The organism is Streptococcus sp., assembly GCF_041802885.1.
Classification (GTDB): Bacteria; Bacillota; Bacilli; order Lactobacillales; family Streptococcaceae; genus Streptococcus.
The window spans coordinates 1-14462 of record NZ_JBHCHN010000049.1; the positions used below are offsets into that span (position 1 = coordinate 1).

General features: G+C 42.1%; 17 protein-coding genes and 1 pseudogene. 12 read left to right on the forward strand and 6 right to left on the reverse strand.

Annotated elements, in window-relative coordinates; all coding sequences use genetic code 11:
* Positions 1–392, forward strand: a pseudogene (locus tag ACEYCN_RS06330) (IS3 family transposase); the annotation flags it as partial.
* 71 nt (positions 393–463) lie between these two features.
* Here the strand turns inward: ACEYCN_RS06330 and ACEYCN_RS06335 are convergent.
* From ACEYCN_RS06335 to ACEYCN_RS06345, 3 genes are all read right to left on the reverse strand, one after another.
* Complete coding sequence (locus tag ACEYCN_RS06335; protein ID WP_373713454.1) at positions 464–853, reverse strand: DUF1761 domain-containing protein; 390 nt, start codon at positions 851–853, stop codon at positions 464–466.
* An 86-nt stretch (positions 854–939) separates the two neighbouring features.
* Positions 940–1575 carry a GyrI-like domain-containing protein gene (locus tag ACEYCN_RS06340; RefSeq protein WP_373713455.1) on the reverse strand — a complete coding sequence of 212 codons (636 nt, stop codon included), beginning with the start codon at positions 1573–1575 and terminating at the stop codon, positions 940–942.
* A complete protein-coding gene (locus ACEYCN_RS06345) occupies positions 1565–2098 on the reverse strand; it encodes a PadR family transcriptional regulator (protein WP_373713456.1) in 534 nt (177 codons plus the stop codon). Before ACEYCN_RS06345 ends, ACEYCN_RS06340 begins: the two co-directional genes overlap by 11 nt.
* A gap of 209 nt (positions 2099–2307) precedes the next feature.
* On the opposite strand from ACEYCN_RS06345, the gene ACEYCN_RS06350 reads away from it, so the two are divergent.
* The 9 genes from ACEYCN_RS06350 to rpsI all read left to right on the forward strand — a co-directional run bounded on the left by ACEYCN_RS06350 (position 2308) and on the right by rpsI (position 9312).
* Positions 2308–4872 (forward strand): Spy0128 family protein, encoded by a 2565-nt coding sequence (locus tag ACEYCN_RS06350; protein ID WP_373713457.1) that lies wholly within the window; start codon positions 2308–2310, stop codon positions 4870–4872.
* Positions 4873–4989: 117 nt separating this feature from the next.
* Complete coding sequence (gene rlmB, locus ACEYCN_RS06355; protein ID WP_373713458.1) at positions 4990–5745, forward strand: 23S rRNA (guanosine(2251)-2'-O)-methyltransferase RlmB; 756 nt, start codon at positions 4990–4992, stop codon at positions 5743–5745.
* A complete protein-coding gene (locus ACEYCN_RS06360) occupies positions 5746–6258 on the forward strand; it encodes an NYN domain-containing protein (protein ID WP_373713459.1) in 513 nt (170 codons plus the stop codon). It begins immediately after the preceding gene.
* Positions 6259–6330: 72 nt separating this feature from the next.
* Entirely contained in the window at positions 6331–7191 is an 861-nt protein-coding gene (locus ACEYCN_RS06365; RefSeq protein WP_373713460.1) for a DegV family protein, read from the forward strand.
* 133 nt (positions 7192–7324) lie between these two features.
* Complete coding sequence (locus ACEYCN_RS06370) at positions 7325–7843, forward strand: hypothetical protein (protein WP_373713461.1); 519 nt, start codon at positions 7325–7327, stop codon at positions 7841–7843.
* Positions 7840–8034, forward strand: a complete 195-nt coding sequence (locus ACEYCN_RS06375) for a helix-turn-helix transcriptional regulator (RefSeq protein ID WP_373713462.1) — start codon at positions 7840–7842, stop codon at positions 8032–8034. Before ACEYCN_RS06370 ends, ACEYCN_RS06375 begins: the two co-directional genes overlap by 4 nt.
* Positions 8035–8058: 24 nt before the next feature.
* The gene (locus ACEYCN_RS06380; RefSeq protein WP_373713463.1) at positions 8059–8208 is read left to right on the forward strand and encodes a hypothetical protein; all 150 of its coding nucleotides are present in this window, start codon (positions 8059–8061) and stop codon (positions 8206–8208) included.
* A gap of 245 nt (positions 8209–8453) precedes the next feature.
* Positions 8454–8900, forward strand: a complete 447-nt coding sequence (gene rplM / locus ACEYCN_RS06385) for a 50S ribosomal protein L13 (RefSeq protein ID WP_088783520.1) — start codon at positions 8454–8456, stop codon at positions 8898–8900.
* A gap of 19 nt (positions 8901–8919) precedes the next feature.
* Positions 8920–9312: a 30S ribosomal protein S9 gene (gene rpsI / locus ACEYCN_RS06390; RefSeq protein ID WP_018164140.1), complete on the forward strand. Its 393-nt coding sequence runs from the start codon at positions 8920–8922 to the stop codon at positions 9310–9312.
* A gap of 56 nt (positions 9313–9368) precedes the next feature.
* Here rpsI and ACEYCN_RS06395 read toward each other — a convergent pair whose 3' ends face one another.
* The 3 genes from ACEYCN_RS06395 to ACEYCN_RS06405 form a co-directional block, all read right to left on the reverse strand.
* Positions 9369–10415 carry a site-specific integrase gene (locus ACEYCN_RS06395; RefSeq protein WP_044670748.1) on the reverse strand — a complete coding sequence of 349 codons (1047 nt, stop codon included), beginning with the start codon at positions 10413–10415 and terminating at the stop codon, positions 9369–9371.
* A 90-nt stretch (positions 10416–10505) separates the two neighbouring features.
* Positions 10506–10694, reverse strand: a complete 189-nt coding sequence (locus ACEYCN_RS06400; RefSeq protein WP_024417107.1) for a helix-turn-helix domain-containing protein — start codon at positions 10692–10694, stop codon at positions 10506–10508.
* Between the two features lie 88 nt (positions 10695–10782).
* Positions 10783–11838 (reverse strand): hypothetical protein, encoded by a 1056-nt coding sequence (locus tag ACEYCN_RS06405; protein ID WP_238145984.1) that lies wholly within the window; start codon positions 11836–11838, stop codon positions 10783–10785.
* Between the two features lie 1440 nt (positions 11839–13278).
* On the opposite strand from ACEYCN_RS06405, the gene ACEYCN_RS06410 reads away from it, so the two are divergent.
* Entirely contained in the window at positions 13279–13455 is a 177-nt protein-coding gene (locus ACEYCN_RS06410) for a helix-turn-helix domain-containing protein (RefSeq protein ID WP_238145985.1), read from the forward strand.
* A 3-nt stretch (positions 13456–13458) separates the two neighbouring features.
* On the forward strand, positions 13459–14454 hold the full coding sequence (locus tag ACEYCN_RS06415) for a YdcF family protein (protein ID WP_373713464.1): 996 nt from the start codon (positions 13459–13461) through the stop codon (positions 14452–14454).
* The last annotated feature ends 8 nt before the right edge of the window (positions 14455–14462 follow it).

A 14462-nucleotide genomic window follows, 5' to 3' on the forward strand; every position in this document is an offset into this window, starting at 1 on the left:
CTTGAGTACGCTCTACCAAATCAAGGAACTCTTCCAAACTGGATAGCACAATACAAGAAAAACGGGTATACTATTCTTGAGAAAACAAGAGGGAGGCCACCAAAAATGGGGCGTAAACCAAAGAAGACCTGGGAAGAGATGACGGAGTTGGAGCGACTCCAGGAAGAAAATGAACGGCTTAGAACGGAGAATGCCTATCTAAAAAAGTTGAGGGAATTGCGCCTGAGGGACGAAGCCTTAGCGCGCGAAAGGCAGAGACAGTTAGAGAAATGGTCAATGGAGGCTTCCGACTAGACCTTCTTCTTACAACAGCTCAGTTAGCTCGTGCCACCTACTATTACCAGCTCAAACAGCTGGCGAAAGAGGACAAAGACAAAGCACTGAAAGCGGATAAATAGAAGCTGCCAAAGTCTTTTCTCTATTGTAACAAAAAACCTTCTCATTGACTGAGAAGGAAAATCCATTATGCAAAGAGGGCCAAGATTCCTACCACCAAGTAGCAAATCAACTTGTAACTTTCATTGATGACTATGAGTTGAACTGGACGTTGCTCAAAGATATAATTTTTAAGAGAAGACAAGACAGCAAATACTCCCATGCCACCTGCCGCATGAAGGGGTGAAACTCCCAGGGTCTGGATAAAAATCATCAGGGCAATGGCAGTTACCACCTCAATCGCAAAAGAAAGCACCATTTCATTTTGCCCCTTTTGCCCTTCCTGACGGCCTGCTTCAACCTGCTCCATATCGATTCCGGAAGCCTGAATCCAAGCATCACGGAAAATCAAACCATACCACAAACCACCGATGGCAAAGGCAATCAAGCCTGCCACAATTCCTAAAATAATGGTCATTATTTCTCCTTTATTGATCCGATTTGTACGGACATTTTTATGTAGCAAGCATACCACAGATAGAGAAGACTGTCAAAAACAAGAATTTATTTTTTCACTTTAATAGGGTGGCGAAGGACTGTTTTTAAATTTTCTGGTGCTGTTTTTCGGACGTCGCTCAAGTAGATTTCGTGGTGCATACGCTCATCGGTGATATCCAGTTCATAGCCCTCTTCCTCCAAAAATTGGTGCATGAGGGCTACTGTTTTGGGTTCCTCATCATAGGGTCCGATATGGAGACATTGAACACAGAGACCTTCGTCATAAGTCATCCATTCCACCTTGGAAAAATCGCGCTTTTTCTTTCTTCCAGCTGTTTTGATGGCCCAGTCAACATCCGTTTTAGTTACAAAATCAGGGAGACGGATGATGGAGATAAAAGAGAAATGCTCCTTATGACCATAGTCGACCCCTCTTAGGCCCTCCTGCCACCAAAAGCCTTCCAAAGGCGGAACGACATAATCATAGAAACCCTCTATCTTGTAGTCGGTTTTGTAGCTCATTTTTAGGGTATAGGCCACCCCGTAGAGTAATTCGATGGATTCTTTGTAGGCACTTTTTTCTTGGTTGGGGTCACCAGTGCCCCGAACGGCCAGATAGTTGGCCTTGGGAAGGGTGACAATGCTAGGTTTCGTCTTGGGTTGGTAAAATTCTTTCAACTCTTTTTTAACATCAAAGGCCATCGTTGCTACCTCCTTTTAAGTCTTTGATTTCCTGATTCAGCCAGGATAGCTCTGCTTCCAGCATGGTTTGGCCGAGGCGAAATAGTTTGTTGGCAACAGGGTTTTGGTCAGGAATCTGTTTTTCTTCCTCTAACATGGAGAGGAGGTCCAGTTCCAGTTGTTTTTTTCTAAGGGACAAGGTTTGCAGTAGCTCCTTTTGATCTAAAAGAAAGCTGGTTGCCAGCCCAGTCATCAATTGAGAGTGGGTAGGTTTTGGCTGGCTCAATCGTTCTAGACTTGCCTTCCTTAATTCTTCCAAGCCCAGCTGGCTGATTTGATATTCTTTTTTCTCCTTTCCTCGACTAGGCTTGCTAGCGACCAATCCCTTTTTCTCCAGTTTTTCCAGAATGTAGTAAATGGAAGAGAAGCCAAGCTCCGTCCACTTTCTCATTCCTCGTTCGTTGATGATTTGCTCAATCCGGTAGCCATGTTGGGGCCCTTCCGTCAGGATACCGAGAATGAGGTGTTCATTTGGGGAAATCATAGGACATCCCTCCTTTTATTTTTATTCTAGTACTAGGTTATTTATATTCTACCACTAGAATATAAAAATGTCCACTAAAAATAACATACGACAAGCCGATTTTATCCAAAAGCTCTGATTTGGTAGGAGCATAATTATCGGAGGAAATTCTTGACAAGACAGGAAGGATATGAGATTATTGGGTTGACAATTTTAGGAGACTATTTTGAATGAAGAAACATCTATCTTTTTTTATTGCTTTGTTGGGCTTTTTATTTGTCTCAGTCGCTACAACATCGGCTGTAAAAGCAAATGAATTAACAAATGTTATTACAAATATCAAGCTCTATGACGTGAATAATGGCCGTGAAGCCTCTAAAATCGGGGATACCTATGCCCTGAGAATAAACACCCCCTACCGATTTGAGACTAATTTCGATTTATCAAAATATGATGGACAGCTGAACGATGGAGATTTCTTTACTCTTACCATTCCTGCGCCAGCAACGGTTCAAAACGGAGCCACGATAAAACTCATCGATGGTGTTACCAATATTCAAGTAGGAACAGCAGTAGTGTCTTCCAATGGCCCTAGTCAAGGGGGTAAAGTTACCATCACGTTGCAAAATCTTTCTGCCTATCTAGCGGCAACGGGCGGTGACCAGGTGCAAGGAGTCAAAGGGACATTTTTTGTGGACTTCTTTGTGGCTCAGGAAGTAACAAATCAGACCTGGACATATCCATCTTCAGAAACTGCTACAACCATTACGCATAAATTTTCTGCAGCTGCCGCACCACCTGTCGACTATTCTGGTGTCATTGGTGTGGAGAATTATGCTAAAATTAGTGGTGTTTTGACGAAAAAGCCTTACAATTCTGTTGAACTTGGTAAATCAGGAACTTATGTTCATCCATGGCATGTCCGTCTAAATACGAGACAGGCTACTTACAGTACACCACTTGTCATGAATGATAAAATTTCCGAGACTGGCGGTCCAATGCAGTTTATCCCGTCAACTCTCAAAGTTAATGCTGGATATTACAGTCCAACTAGTTTTGCTTTTGTCGCTTCAGCCTCTTTAGTGGCAGGAAGGGATTATATTGTTGAATATAATTCAGCATATACAGAATACAAACTAACCATTCTTCAGCCGTCTTCCTTTATCGCAGGCAACGGGTTACCAGCAGCTTTTCAAGTTCTTTATGATACGACCTCACCTGCAGATGGCTCGATGGTTGGGAATATTATTTCTGCATCTAACAATGATATACCAATCACTTATCGAACAGATAACCAGCAGCTCTTTTATCAGGCCGATCGCTCTAGTCGGATATCTGAAGGAGGGACAATAGTACTAGACACAGCTAACCGTCTCGTTATTTATAAACAAGACGCGGAGACAGGAGCAACATTGGCAGGTGCTATCTTCAAGTTGACGACTCCTAGTGGAAGAGAGATTCTTTTACCACCGACAGATTCCAATGGCCGGACCTATTCAGAGGCATTTTCATCAGCTGAAATAGCCCAGGGAGAGTTTACAATCACAGAAATGACAGCGCCGTCTGGTTATAAGTTATTGACAGATCCTATTAAGGTTAGAATCGGATCAACAGGAACTTTTCGTGTAATTAAGAATACTAAAATTGACCCAGTCAAGGTCAATCTTCAAATTACCAAGTCCCTAGTAGGCCGTGCACTTCAGGATGGAGAGTTTAGCTTTGAATTGACAGATTCTAATGGCGCAGTCTTACAAACTAAGACGAATGATGCAACAGGAGTTGTTGCATTTGACGAAATCAGTTTTAATCAGCCAGGTACCTATACTTATCAAATTTCAGAAGTCAAGGGTAGTCTCCCACGGGTAACATACAGTGATAAAGTCATTACAGCCACCATCGAAGTGACAGAAAAGGACGGTGCCTATGTTGCATCAGTTTCCTATTCTCCAGATGCAACTATCGAAAATGAGTATGTAACGACCACTACCACTACCACTACCACCACAACTAGTACGACCACTACTACGGTGGCTCCGACGACAACTTCTACAACGACCACCGCTACAACAGTTGAGCCGCCGACAACTTCTACAACGACCACCACTACAACAGTTGAGCCGCCGACGACTTCTACAACGACCACTACTACAACAGTTGAGCCGCCGACGACTTCTACAACGACCACCACTACAACAGTTGAGCCGCCGACAACTTCTACAACGACAACTACTACAACAGTTGAGCCGACTACAAGCGTGACTACTGTTGCACCGACGTCCACTACAACAGTTGAGCCGACCACAAGTGTGACCACTGTTGCACCGACCACCACTACAGTTGTTGAGCCGACTACAAGTGTGACCACTGTAGCATCGACAACTACTACAACAGTTGAGCCGACTACAAGCGTGACTACTGTTGCACCGACGTCCACTACAACAGTTGAGCCGACCACAAGTGTGACCACTGTTGCACCGATGTCCACTACAGTTGTTGAGCCGACTACAAGTGTGACTACTGTTGCATCGACATCCACTACAGTAGTTGAGCCGACTACAAGTGTGACTACTGTAGCATCGACCACCACTACAGCAGTTGATCCAACCACAACTTCTACTAATGAACCACCAAAAACAACAAGTGCTAATCCAATATCTTCAACATCAGGGAATAAGAGAAATGTATTGCCGCGAACCGGTGAAAAAAATGGTCTAGCAACAATGCTGATAGGTTTTGCTCTGTTAGTAGTTTCTGGAGTAGCAAGTGTGCTTTATCGTCATTCTCAAAAAGCTTAAACTGAGCGACTAAGATAAGCATTATTTTGGAGAGGCCAAGGGGCTTCTCCTTTTTTATTTGGATGTAAGAAACAGGTAATTTGCTCAATTGCCCTTATTTCATGCTATAATAGCTCTATGAAAGAGAAGAAGTATTGTGAAAAAACAGAACAGATGGACATGGTTTACGGGGTCCATGCTGTAAAAGAAGCCCTTCAGGCCAACACCGGCAACAAACTCTACATCCAGAACGATTTGCGGGGAAAAAACGTCGAAAAAATCAAGGCCCTGGCGGCGGAGAAAAAGGTCTCCATTTCCTGGACGCCTAAGAAGACCTTGTCTGACATGACAGACGGTGCGGTCCACCAAGGCTTTGTCCTACGGGTGTCCGAGTTTGCTTATGCGGACCTGTCGGTCATTTTGGAAAAGGCGGAGGCAGAAGAGAATCCTCTCATCCTCATCTTGGACGGACTGACAGACCCCCACAACTTTGGCTCGATTTTACGGACCGCTGATGCCACTCAGGTGGCGGGCATTATTATTCCCAAGCACCGAGCAGTTGGCGTAACGCCCGTTGTGGCCAAGACCTCCACAGGTGCGGTGGCCCATGTGCCCATTGCCCGTGTGACCAATCTCAGCCAGACCCTGGACAAGCTCAAGGAGGCCGGTTTCTGGATATTTGGCACAGACATGAACGGTACCCCCAGCCACAAGTGGATTACAGCTGGCAAACTGGCCATCATTATCAGCAACGAAGATGAGGGCAGTTGCAGCAATATCAAAAAGCAGGTAGATGAGATGATTACCATCCCTATGAAGGGCCATGTCCAGTCCCTCAACGCCAGTGTGGCCGCAGCTGTCCTCATGTATGAAGTATTTCGGAAGAAGATCTAGATGAAGGAAAAAGTTCTCATCGTAGACGGCTACAACATGATTGCCTTCTGGCAGTCCACCAAACTGGCCTTTCGCCAAGGAAAGCTTGATGAGGCTCGCTCCATTTTACTGGATAAGCTGTCCAACTACGCCTCCTTTGAACAAATTCGGGTTATCTGTGTTTTTGATGCCCAGCATGTTCCAGGCCTGCGCCAGCGTTATGATGCCTACAATGTCACGGTTGTTTTTACCCAAGAAGAAGAGACCGCAGACAGCTATATCGAAGCCCTCAGTGCCCAGCTCAATCAGGGGACCAAGCTGGTCTATGTCGCCACCAGTGACCTCAATGAGCAGTGGGTGGTCTTTGCCCAAGGGGCCCTGCGCCTGTCGGCCAGAGAGCTGGAAAAAGAAGTCCTGGCCGTTAAAAAGAACTTGGATGGCTTCTTAGAAGAAACAGACCTCCTTACCCCTCGCCTGACACCCTGGACTCAAGGACAGTCCCAAGAGCTGAAAAAACTGATGGAAGATTTGTAGTCAAATTTGCTAAATTGAGATTTTTTGCTATACTAAGACAGATTAAGAAATCACCTATGAAAGAGAGAAAACATGACCTTTAAATTGATAACAGACTCCACTGCTGATTTGGATGAAAGCTGGGCTAAGGACCACGATCTTGAAATTCTTGGCCTCCACATCACCCTGGATGGTCAGGTCTATGAGACCGTTGGTGAAAACCGCCTGACCTCAGACCTTCTGCTGGAGCGGATGAAAAATGGCAGTAAGCCAACCACCAGCCAGATCAATGTGGGCCAATTTGAAGAGGCCTTTCGTCGCCATGCGGAAGCTGGAGAAGCAGTCCTCTATCTGGCCTTTTCTTCCGTCTTGTCAGGGACCTATCAGAGCGCGGTCATGGCGCGGGAGATGATTTTGGAGGAATTTCCAGAAGCCACCATCGAGATTGTCGATACTCTGGCAGCGGCAGGAGGAGAGGGCTACTTGTCCATCTTGGCCGTAGAGGCCCGAGACCAAGGGCAAAGTCTGGAAGAAACCAAGGTCGTGATTGAGGATATTTTGCCTCGCTTGCGGACCTACTTCTTGGTAGATGACCTCTACCATCTCATGCGGGGCGGCCGCCTATCCAAGGGCTCTGCCATCATCGGCAGTCTCGTGAACATCAAACCCCTGCTCTGGATTGAAGCAGATGGGAAGTTGGTTCCTATCGCCAAGGTTCGGGGCCGCAAAAAAGGGATGCGGGAAATGCTGCAATTAGCCAGCCAAGACCTGGCCCACTCCACTGCCATCGTGGCCTACTCGACTGACCTAGACGGTGCCCAAGCACTCAAGGACAGCCTCCTAGAAGATCCGGCCATTGACCAGGTCCTCATCATGCCCCTCGGCCCAGTCATTTCTACCCACGTCGGCCCTGGAACCCTTGCGGTCTTCGTCATCGGCAATCAAGCTCGATAACAATCATGCCATCCTGTAAAGGGTGGTTTTTGTTTGTTATAAGTGACTTTATGTTAAATATACTTGACAAAATGCCATCTAAAGAGTATACTAAAGGTGAAAAAAGTAACTCTCATTATCAGAGGAGAAGAACATGTTACATTCACTCCCTAAATTAGTATCATTTTCAGCTGTTGTCATTGCTCTTATTATTTTAAAACGCTTTGCAGATCGACATAGCGGTGAACAATTTGATGAACGGCAGATTCTCTATCGTCAAAAAGCCTATGCGAATGCCGCTTGGATGGCTATCGTTTTCAATATCTTCATTTTTATCGAGGGTGACAGTTTGGCAAAATATCTGTCTCTATCCTTTGTCGGAGTGGCAACTCTCTTTCTATTGGTTGGGGTATTTGCCGTCTCAAGTATCTACTACGATGCCTATTTTGCACCCAGAAAAAAGAAATCCTTTGTGGTGCTTTACGGTCTCACCTTCTTTTTACAGCTTGTAGTTGCGATTCTTCAGTGGAGGGATGGTGATTTTCTTCGTCATGGTCAGCTTTATCTGACAGCTCAAAATGCCACTTGCGCCCTGTTTGCCTTTACTTTTGGTATTATCTTATTGATGACAGCCTATATGACCTGGAAAGAGAAGCACGAGGTTGAAGAATGAAAAATCTCAAGTTGAAGGCTGCGCGTGCAGGCAAGGATCTGTCCCAGCAGGCCTTGGCTGACTTGGTGGGTGTCTCCAGGCAGACCATCGCAGCAGTGGAAAAGGGGGATTACAATCCGACCATCAACCTCTGCATCGCTATTTGTAAGGCCCTGGATAAGACCCTGGATGATTTGTTCTGGGAAGACTAATTCCATCATAAAGGAGGAATTTATATGTCTAGAAAACTCTTTCGTGGAGCTGTCGGTGCCTGTTCTATCATAGGTGCTGCCGTCTCCGCCATGCAAGAAGAATGGCTTTGGGCAGGTATATTCTTAATTGCTGGACTGGCTTTTCTCTACAAAGCCTTTTTGAATGCGGACTAAAGGGCTCAAGATAGGCTGGCCATCCCCTATCAGCGAAAAGAAAGCGAATACCCAACCAGCTCTGCCTTTCCCCAAGAAAATAAAAAGAAAAAACAGGCTCAAATCGCTTGACGATGGGCTTGTTTTTTTGGTATGATAGAAGACGGTATTGTTTACCCCATTTGAAAGGCCCCGGAACCCTTCAAATAACTCGTGGACCGGAACATCCACACTGTAAACATCAACGAATTCGTATAGGAGAAATCATGAACAAAACAACTTTTATGGCTAAACCTGGCCAAGTTGAACGCAAATGGTACGTAGTGGACGCTACTGATGTACCTCTTGGACGTCTTTCTGCAGTAGTTGCTAGCGTACTTCGCGGAAAAAACAAACCAACTTTCACACCGCACACTGATACAGGTGACTTCGTGATTGTTATCAATGCTGAAAAAGTGAAATTGACTGGTAAAAAAGCAACTGATAAGATCTACTACACTCACTCAAACCACCCAGGCGGATTGAAACAAATCTCTGCAGGTGAATTGCGTTCTAAGAACGCAGTGCGTTTGATCGAAAAATCAGTTAAGGGTATGCTTCCACACAACACTCTTGGACGCGCACAAGGCATGAAATTGAAGGTATTTGTCGGTAGCGAGCACACACACGCTGCACAACAACCAGAAGTACTGGACATTTCAGGATTGATCTAAGAGAAAGGAGCATTCAATAATGGCACAAGCACAATATGCAGGTACTGGCCGTCGTAAGAACGCTGTTGCACGCGTTCGTTTGGTTCCAGGTACTGGTAAAATCACTGTAAACAAAAAAGATGTAGAAGAGTACATCCCACACGCTGACCTCCGTTTGGTCATCAACCAACCTTTCGCAGTTACTTCAACTCAAGGTTCATACGACGTTTTCGTTAACGTTGTCGGTGGTGGTTACGCTGGTCAATCAGGCGCTATCCGTCACGGTATCGCACGCGCCCTTCTTCAAGTAGACCCAGACTTCCGCGACTCCCTCAAACGCGCAGGTCTCCTCACACGTGACGCCCGTATGGTTGAACGTAAGAAACCAGGTCTTAAGAAAGCACGTAAAGCTAGCCAGTTCTCAAAACGTTAATCAAAACCTTATTATACCAACGATTGTGGCACCTTTTTGGTGTCAGTTGGTGTTAATTATAGTGATAAGTCGTTTAAGAGACTTAAAGCATCGGCATCTTGCTGGTGCTTTTTTTCTGGCATCAATTCTAGATAATACTGTTGTGTTGTTAAGATTGAGTTATGACCTAGACGACGAGAAATATAGTCTAGGCTAATATCTTTTGAAAAGAGAAATGAGGCATGCGTGTCACGAAGTCCATGAAATGTCGTTTTTGTTAATCCCAACTGTTTTAACAGCTTTTGAAGTTGACCAGCTTGCTTGAATCCATTCCAATCAAAGATATAGCCTTCTTTTGTTTGTGCAAGTTTTGTCACAGCTTGATAAACATCTTCGTTGATGGAAATATCACGCTTTGAATGTTTGGTTTTAAGCTGGGTATCGTCATTAGTTGGACTAATTGATCGAAGAATTTTGATACCATATTCAAAAATATCTTCTTTTTTAATTCCTAAAAGTTCTCCACGCCTTGCTCCTGTCTCAAGGGCGAGAGCAACAAGAACATTAAATTCATCCTCAGTATGACTTAGGCAGTATTGTCTGAGTTTTTTAAATTCTGTGATAGATAGTGGAATATTTCGTTTAGCTTGTTCTTGCCCTTTTGCTTTTAAAAGATGACCAAAGTCATTGCTAATCAAACCACGAGCATACGCATATTTCAATGAACCACGGATTTTAAGAACAAGTTCTTTTACTGTTTTTTTAGAGTGGGTTTCAGCATATTGGTCGATTTTCTTTTGCATGACGAGATCGTCAAGGTGTTTAAGTTGAATACCATCAAAAAGGTCATCAACTACTACGAGAGTTCGTTTATAGTTTATAAAGGTGGCTTCGCGAACATCATTTTTCTTGACCGTATGGACCCAATTTCTATAAAAATCAGGAAATAAGGTGGATCGTTCGGCAATGTTCTTGCCACGACCTTTTTCAAGTTCCATTTCTAATGTCCAAAGCTCAGCATCTTTTCTGTTGCTAAAGGTTTTGGTTTCTCGTTTATATTGTCCTTTCTTATAAAGTGATACAGTTGCACGGTAAGAGTTACCACGTTTTGTTATTGTTGCCATTTTATCAGCCTTTCTATAAAAAATGATTGATAAAATAGACTAGTCACATATAGGATATATGAAAAATCTAATTTTATCAATCATTATCCGTCAATCGCAGTGGCTTTCAATAAATTTAATCAGTTTTGACTTCAAATAGCGCTCTTGTTTTCCTACCATAAAGCATTGAAAGTCTGGGTGACTTCTGATGTACTTATCAAATGATTTAGGATCTATTCCAAGTAGTTCCGCTGCTTGTTGTCGATTTAACAGAAGAGGAGAATTATTTTGAGGTAACATATAGAATTCCTTTCATTTTCTAGATACAAGTATTATGCCACATGTGTAATGAATTGAGGCTAGATTTTTGAAAAATGTGCAATGTTACCTAGCGTTTCAATAATATATAAGCATAGGAACGAGGAAATTCCTCTGGTCTATTGTGTCCCAGAGCCTTTGTCACAATTTTACAAGCTTTTCTGTCGAGTGAGATGCCAACTAACTCTTTACGCAGATGGATAACTTCTTTACGATTTCTAATCTTGGAAATTTCGCGTGCTACACTGCGATAAACACGCTCTGCATACTCAGCACGATACTTATGTGGCTTTAATGCAGTGGGAACTTTCTTTCCATCAAAATCGTCGAGAATTAAATCTTTGGGAACATGAAAGACTCTCTTTTCTCCTGCTCGTTGGAAAATAGCGACTAACCACTCTTCCTCCTCTTGACTAGTGGCCATGATTGGAGACCAGCGATCTCTGCGTCCTTTTGTGTGATGCTTATGGCCGTCTAAATTTAAATACCAACGGCCATCACGGCCACGTTGCATAGCGTCACCAGTGACGTGGATCAGTTCACTTTTACGTAAGCCTGTTGAGGCAACTACTTTATGCCAGTAGTCGTTATTTTTGTTAGATAAACGATAGTCTGTATGTAATACACGATTGTTCATGCGATTTGCACGTGTACGTGGTTGTGTAGCGATAAAATTAGTTGAGGAAACTCCGAGAACTTTGGCCAATGCTGCTTTGTAGGTTGCTTGTGTATATGGACTTAAACCAATCTCTATACAATATTGTAAGTATTGATTGATAAGTTCTATCCAACCTTCCGTATCTTTTTCAACATTACCTAATACCATTAACTGTTCTGGTGAAATGTGAATTGAAACCCATTTTGCAAAACAATGCCATGAACCCGAATAGTTATGGAGTGTACGATGAGTGTGGATTAACTCAATGTCATCTCCTGTTTCTTTGGCCTCTTTACGCTTAATGCCTTTTCCTTTTTTGAATCGTTTCTTTAAACTTGAAACTCCTTGAGAATTGACAAACTGAAGTCGGCCTTCTGGTGTTTTTAGCGCTTTGTTTTGTTTTTCTATCGCATGTTTTTTCATTTTTCTACGATCTGAACGTGATCGTCTTTTTTTATTTTTAGTCATAACTGACTCCTTTCTTTTTTGTACCAATGGTTGAGGTGTTTTCGATTAACGCGATACTTCCGAAAACAGTGTCTTCCTGCTGCGGCAGGTGTTCTTTATGTTTTTTTGATTGGAGAAGACTACTCCAATGCTCAATTTGGATTCTAGAGCTTGAATAATTGAAACGCTTTATAACGTTTATTTTTTGTATTTTTTCGATTTGAACGATTTCTTGCTTTGGTTTCGCTATTCGTAAAACTGGATTATAACTATGGACTCAGTAATATTTCCTCCTTTATGATGCAGAATTTATTTAATAATATTTCAATTTGATTGTGACTATATCTTTGTTACTTTATCTGGACCTACGGCCTAAAAACTCCTTTCTATATTTTGTTAGTTGAATAACTGAGTCATTATTTTTGAAATAATTGAACCTTACGAATATGAAATCGCACTATTTCCTCCTGTCTATCTGATGTTGAAAAAACACCAGATAGTGTTTAGCTCTAGTCATTCAATTTTTACGATATTACTATGCCACATTTTCAAAATCAAAAAAACACAGAAATATTTTTCTGTGAATAGATAAGAAGCTGAAAAGTATTCGACATGCCAATTCTGTAGAAAGGAAATAGTATAACTTAAAAAGGTAAAAGATGACTTTTCAAAAATCCATTACCTTAACGAATCAATTGATAGTGAAACTAGTCCATTACTAGCTAAAAGATGGTTAAGTAGAGTTTCCCATTTTATCGCTAAATGTGGAATAGTAAAGAAGTCTAAGTTTTCTTAAAAAGTGGATTTGAATAGAGGTCCATTATGATAGAAATAATGGTGTATTAGAGTAGCCCACTTTGATTTGCGATATGGACTTTTAGAATAATCCATATTTTCAGTAATGTTGGAATACTAAAGAAAACCATGAAAACTTGACTTGTTGGTTCATAGAGAAATCCATTTTTCTATGAAAGATGAGCCAGTAAAGTAACCGATTCAGTCGTAAAAGATGGCTAACTTAAAACTGCCGCTTAGTTTATGTTTATGGACGAATATAACCATCCATTTTTTCTCAAAAAGTGGAATAGTAAAGAAGTCAGTGGAATAAGTAAAGGGCAGGAGATTTCGATATTTTCTGCCTATTTTTATTTATTCTACTGATGTTATTATTGAGATAATCTCATTTTTGATGAGATACGTGTTTAGCGTGAGTAACGATAGTTTACTCACGCTAAACACGTAGGCTTGCAGCCCAAAAAGAAAGCTCGATGCTTTCTTTTTTCCTTGCAGTCGGTTCTAACGAACCGATGTTTTGCGAACCGCGCAAAACCTGCTCGCGAAGATTGCTCGCATAATAAAGTTGCTTGCCGGTATTGTATCTTACTAAAAAACTTGATATTATTCGGCTAACCGTCTATAATATAAGTAGATGGATTAAGGAGGACGGCAATGTTCGAGTATATGACTGTACAAGACGCAGCAAAACTATGGGGCTTGTCAGAACGACGAGTGCAGAAACTTTGTAAAGAAAACCGTATCAAAGGTGTAGTGCATTTAAATCGTATTTGGCTAATACCCAAACAAACACAGAAGCCCCTTGATCAGCGATATAAATGTAATTGGCATTCGGAGGAATAGAAAATGATATATTGGATTATATTTGGGGCTTTTACGGCTATATTTATAGGTTCATTTTTGAGGGAAAAACGTGCTTTCAGAAATTCAATCTTTCTTGCATTGAGCTTAGCATCGCTATTTGTTGCAGTGGCTTATGCTACAAATGGGACAATAGTTAATACTTTACTTAATATAGTTCTGTATACAGTCATCCCGTTGATTTTACTGTTTATTTCCTTTGTCTTTATCTATGCAGGAGTGATTGCAATAAAAAGAGAACGTTTCAGTTTGGCACACAGTTTATCTATTGCGTTTGGAGTTGGAATTTGGGGCGCATTCGTTGCTGTGGCAGTAACGATTTCAGCTAAAAATTTATCGACTATTACGATGTCAATGGTTGTATTGATTGCCCTCATCGCGATGTATGTTATTTTTACTTTTTCAGCACTCTTCATTTACTCACAGCTCTACCACCTTTTGCCGAAAAACAAAAACTGTGATTTTATTATCGTACATGGTGCTGGGCTGCTTAACGGCGAAAGGGTCTCCCCTCTGCTGGCTGGAAGATTGAATAAGGGAATTGAGGTATTTGAGAGTTCCGGGAGAAAAGCAAAAATTATAGTTTCAGGCGGCCAGGGCAGTGATGAAAATATATCTGAAGCCGAAGCCATGAAAAATTATCTTCTGGAAAAAGGAATCTCTGAGCATAACATTATCATGGAAGATCAGTCCACCACAACTCTTGAGAACATGATGTTCTCAAAAAAAATTATGGATCAGATGATGTCCCAGTACCGTGTGATTTTTGTAACAAATGATTATCATGTTTTTCGAACTGGGACATATGCAAAACAGGTTGGATTAAAAGCGGATGGTGTTGGGTGCAAAACAGCTTTTTATTATTGGCCGAATGCGTTTATCAGAGAGTATATCGCAATTATTCTCAAATATAAAGCAGTGCCTATCGTGTTATTTCTTCTTTGGTTGGCGGGTACGGTTATTTCGTTGTTAAATTTTTAGACGGGAAA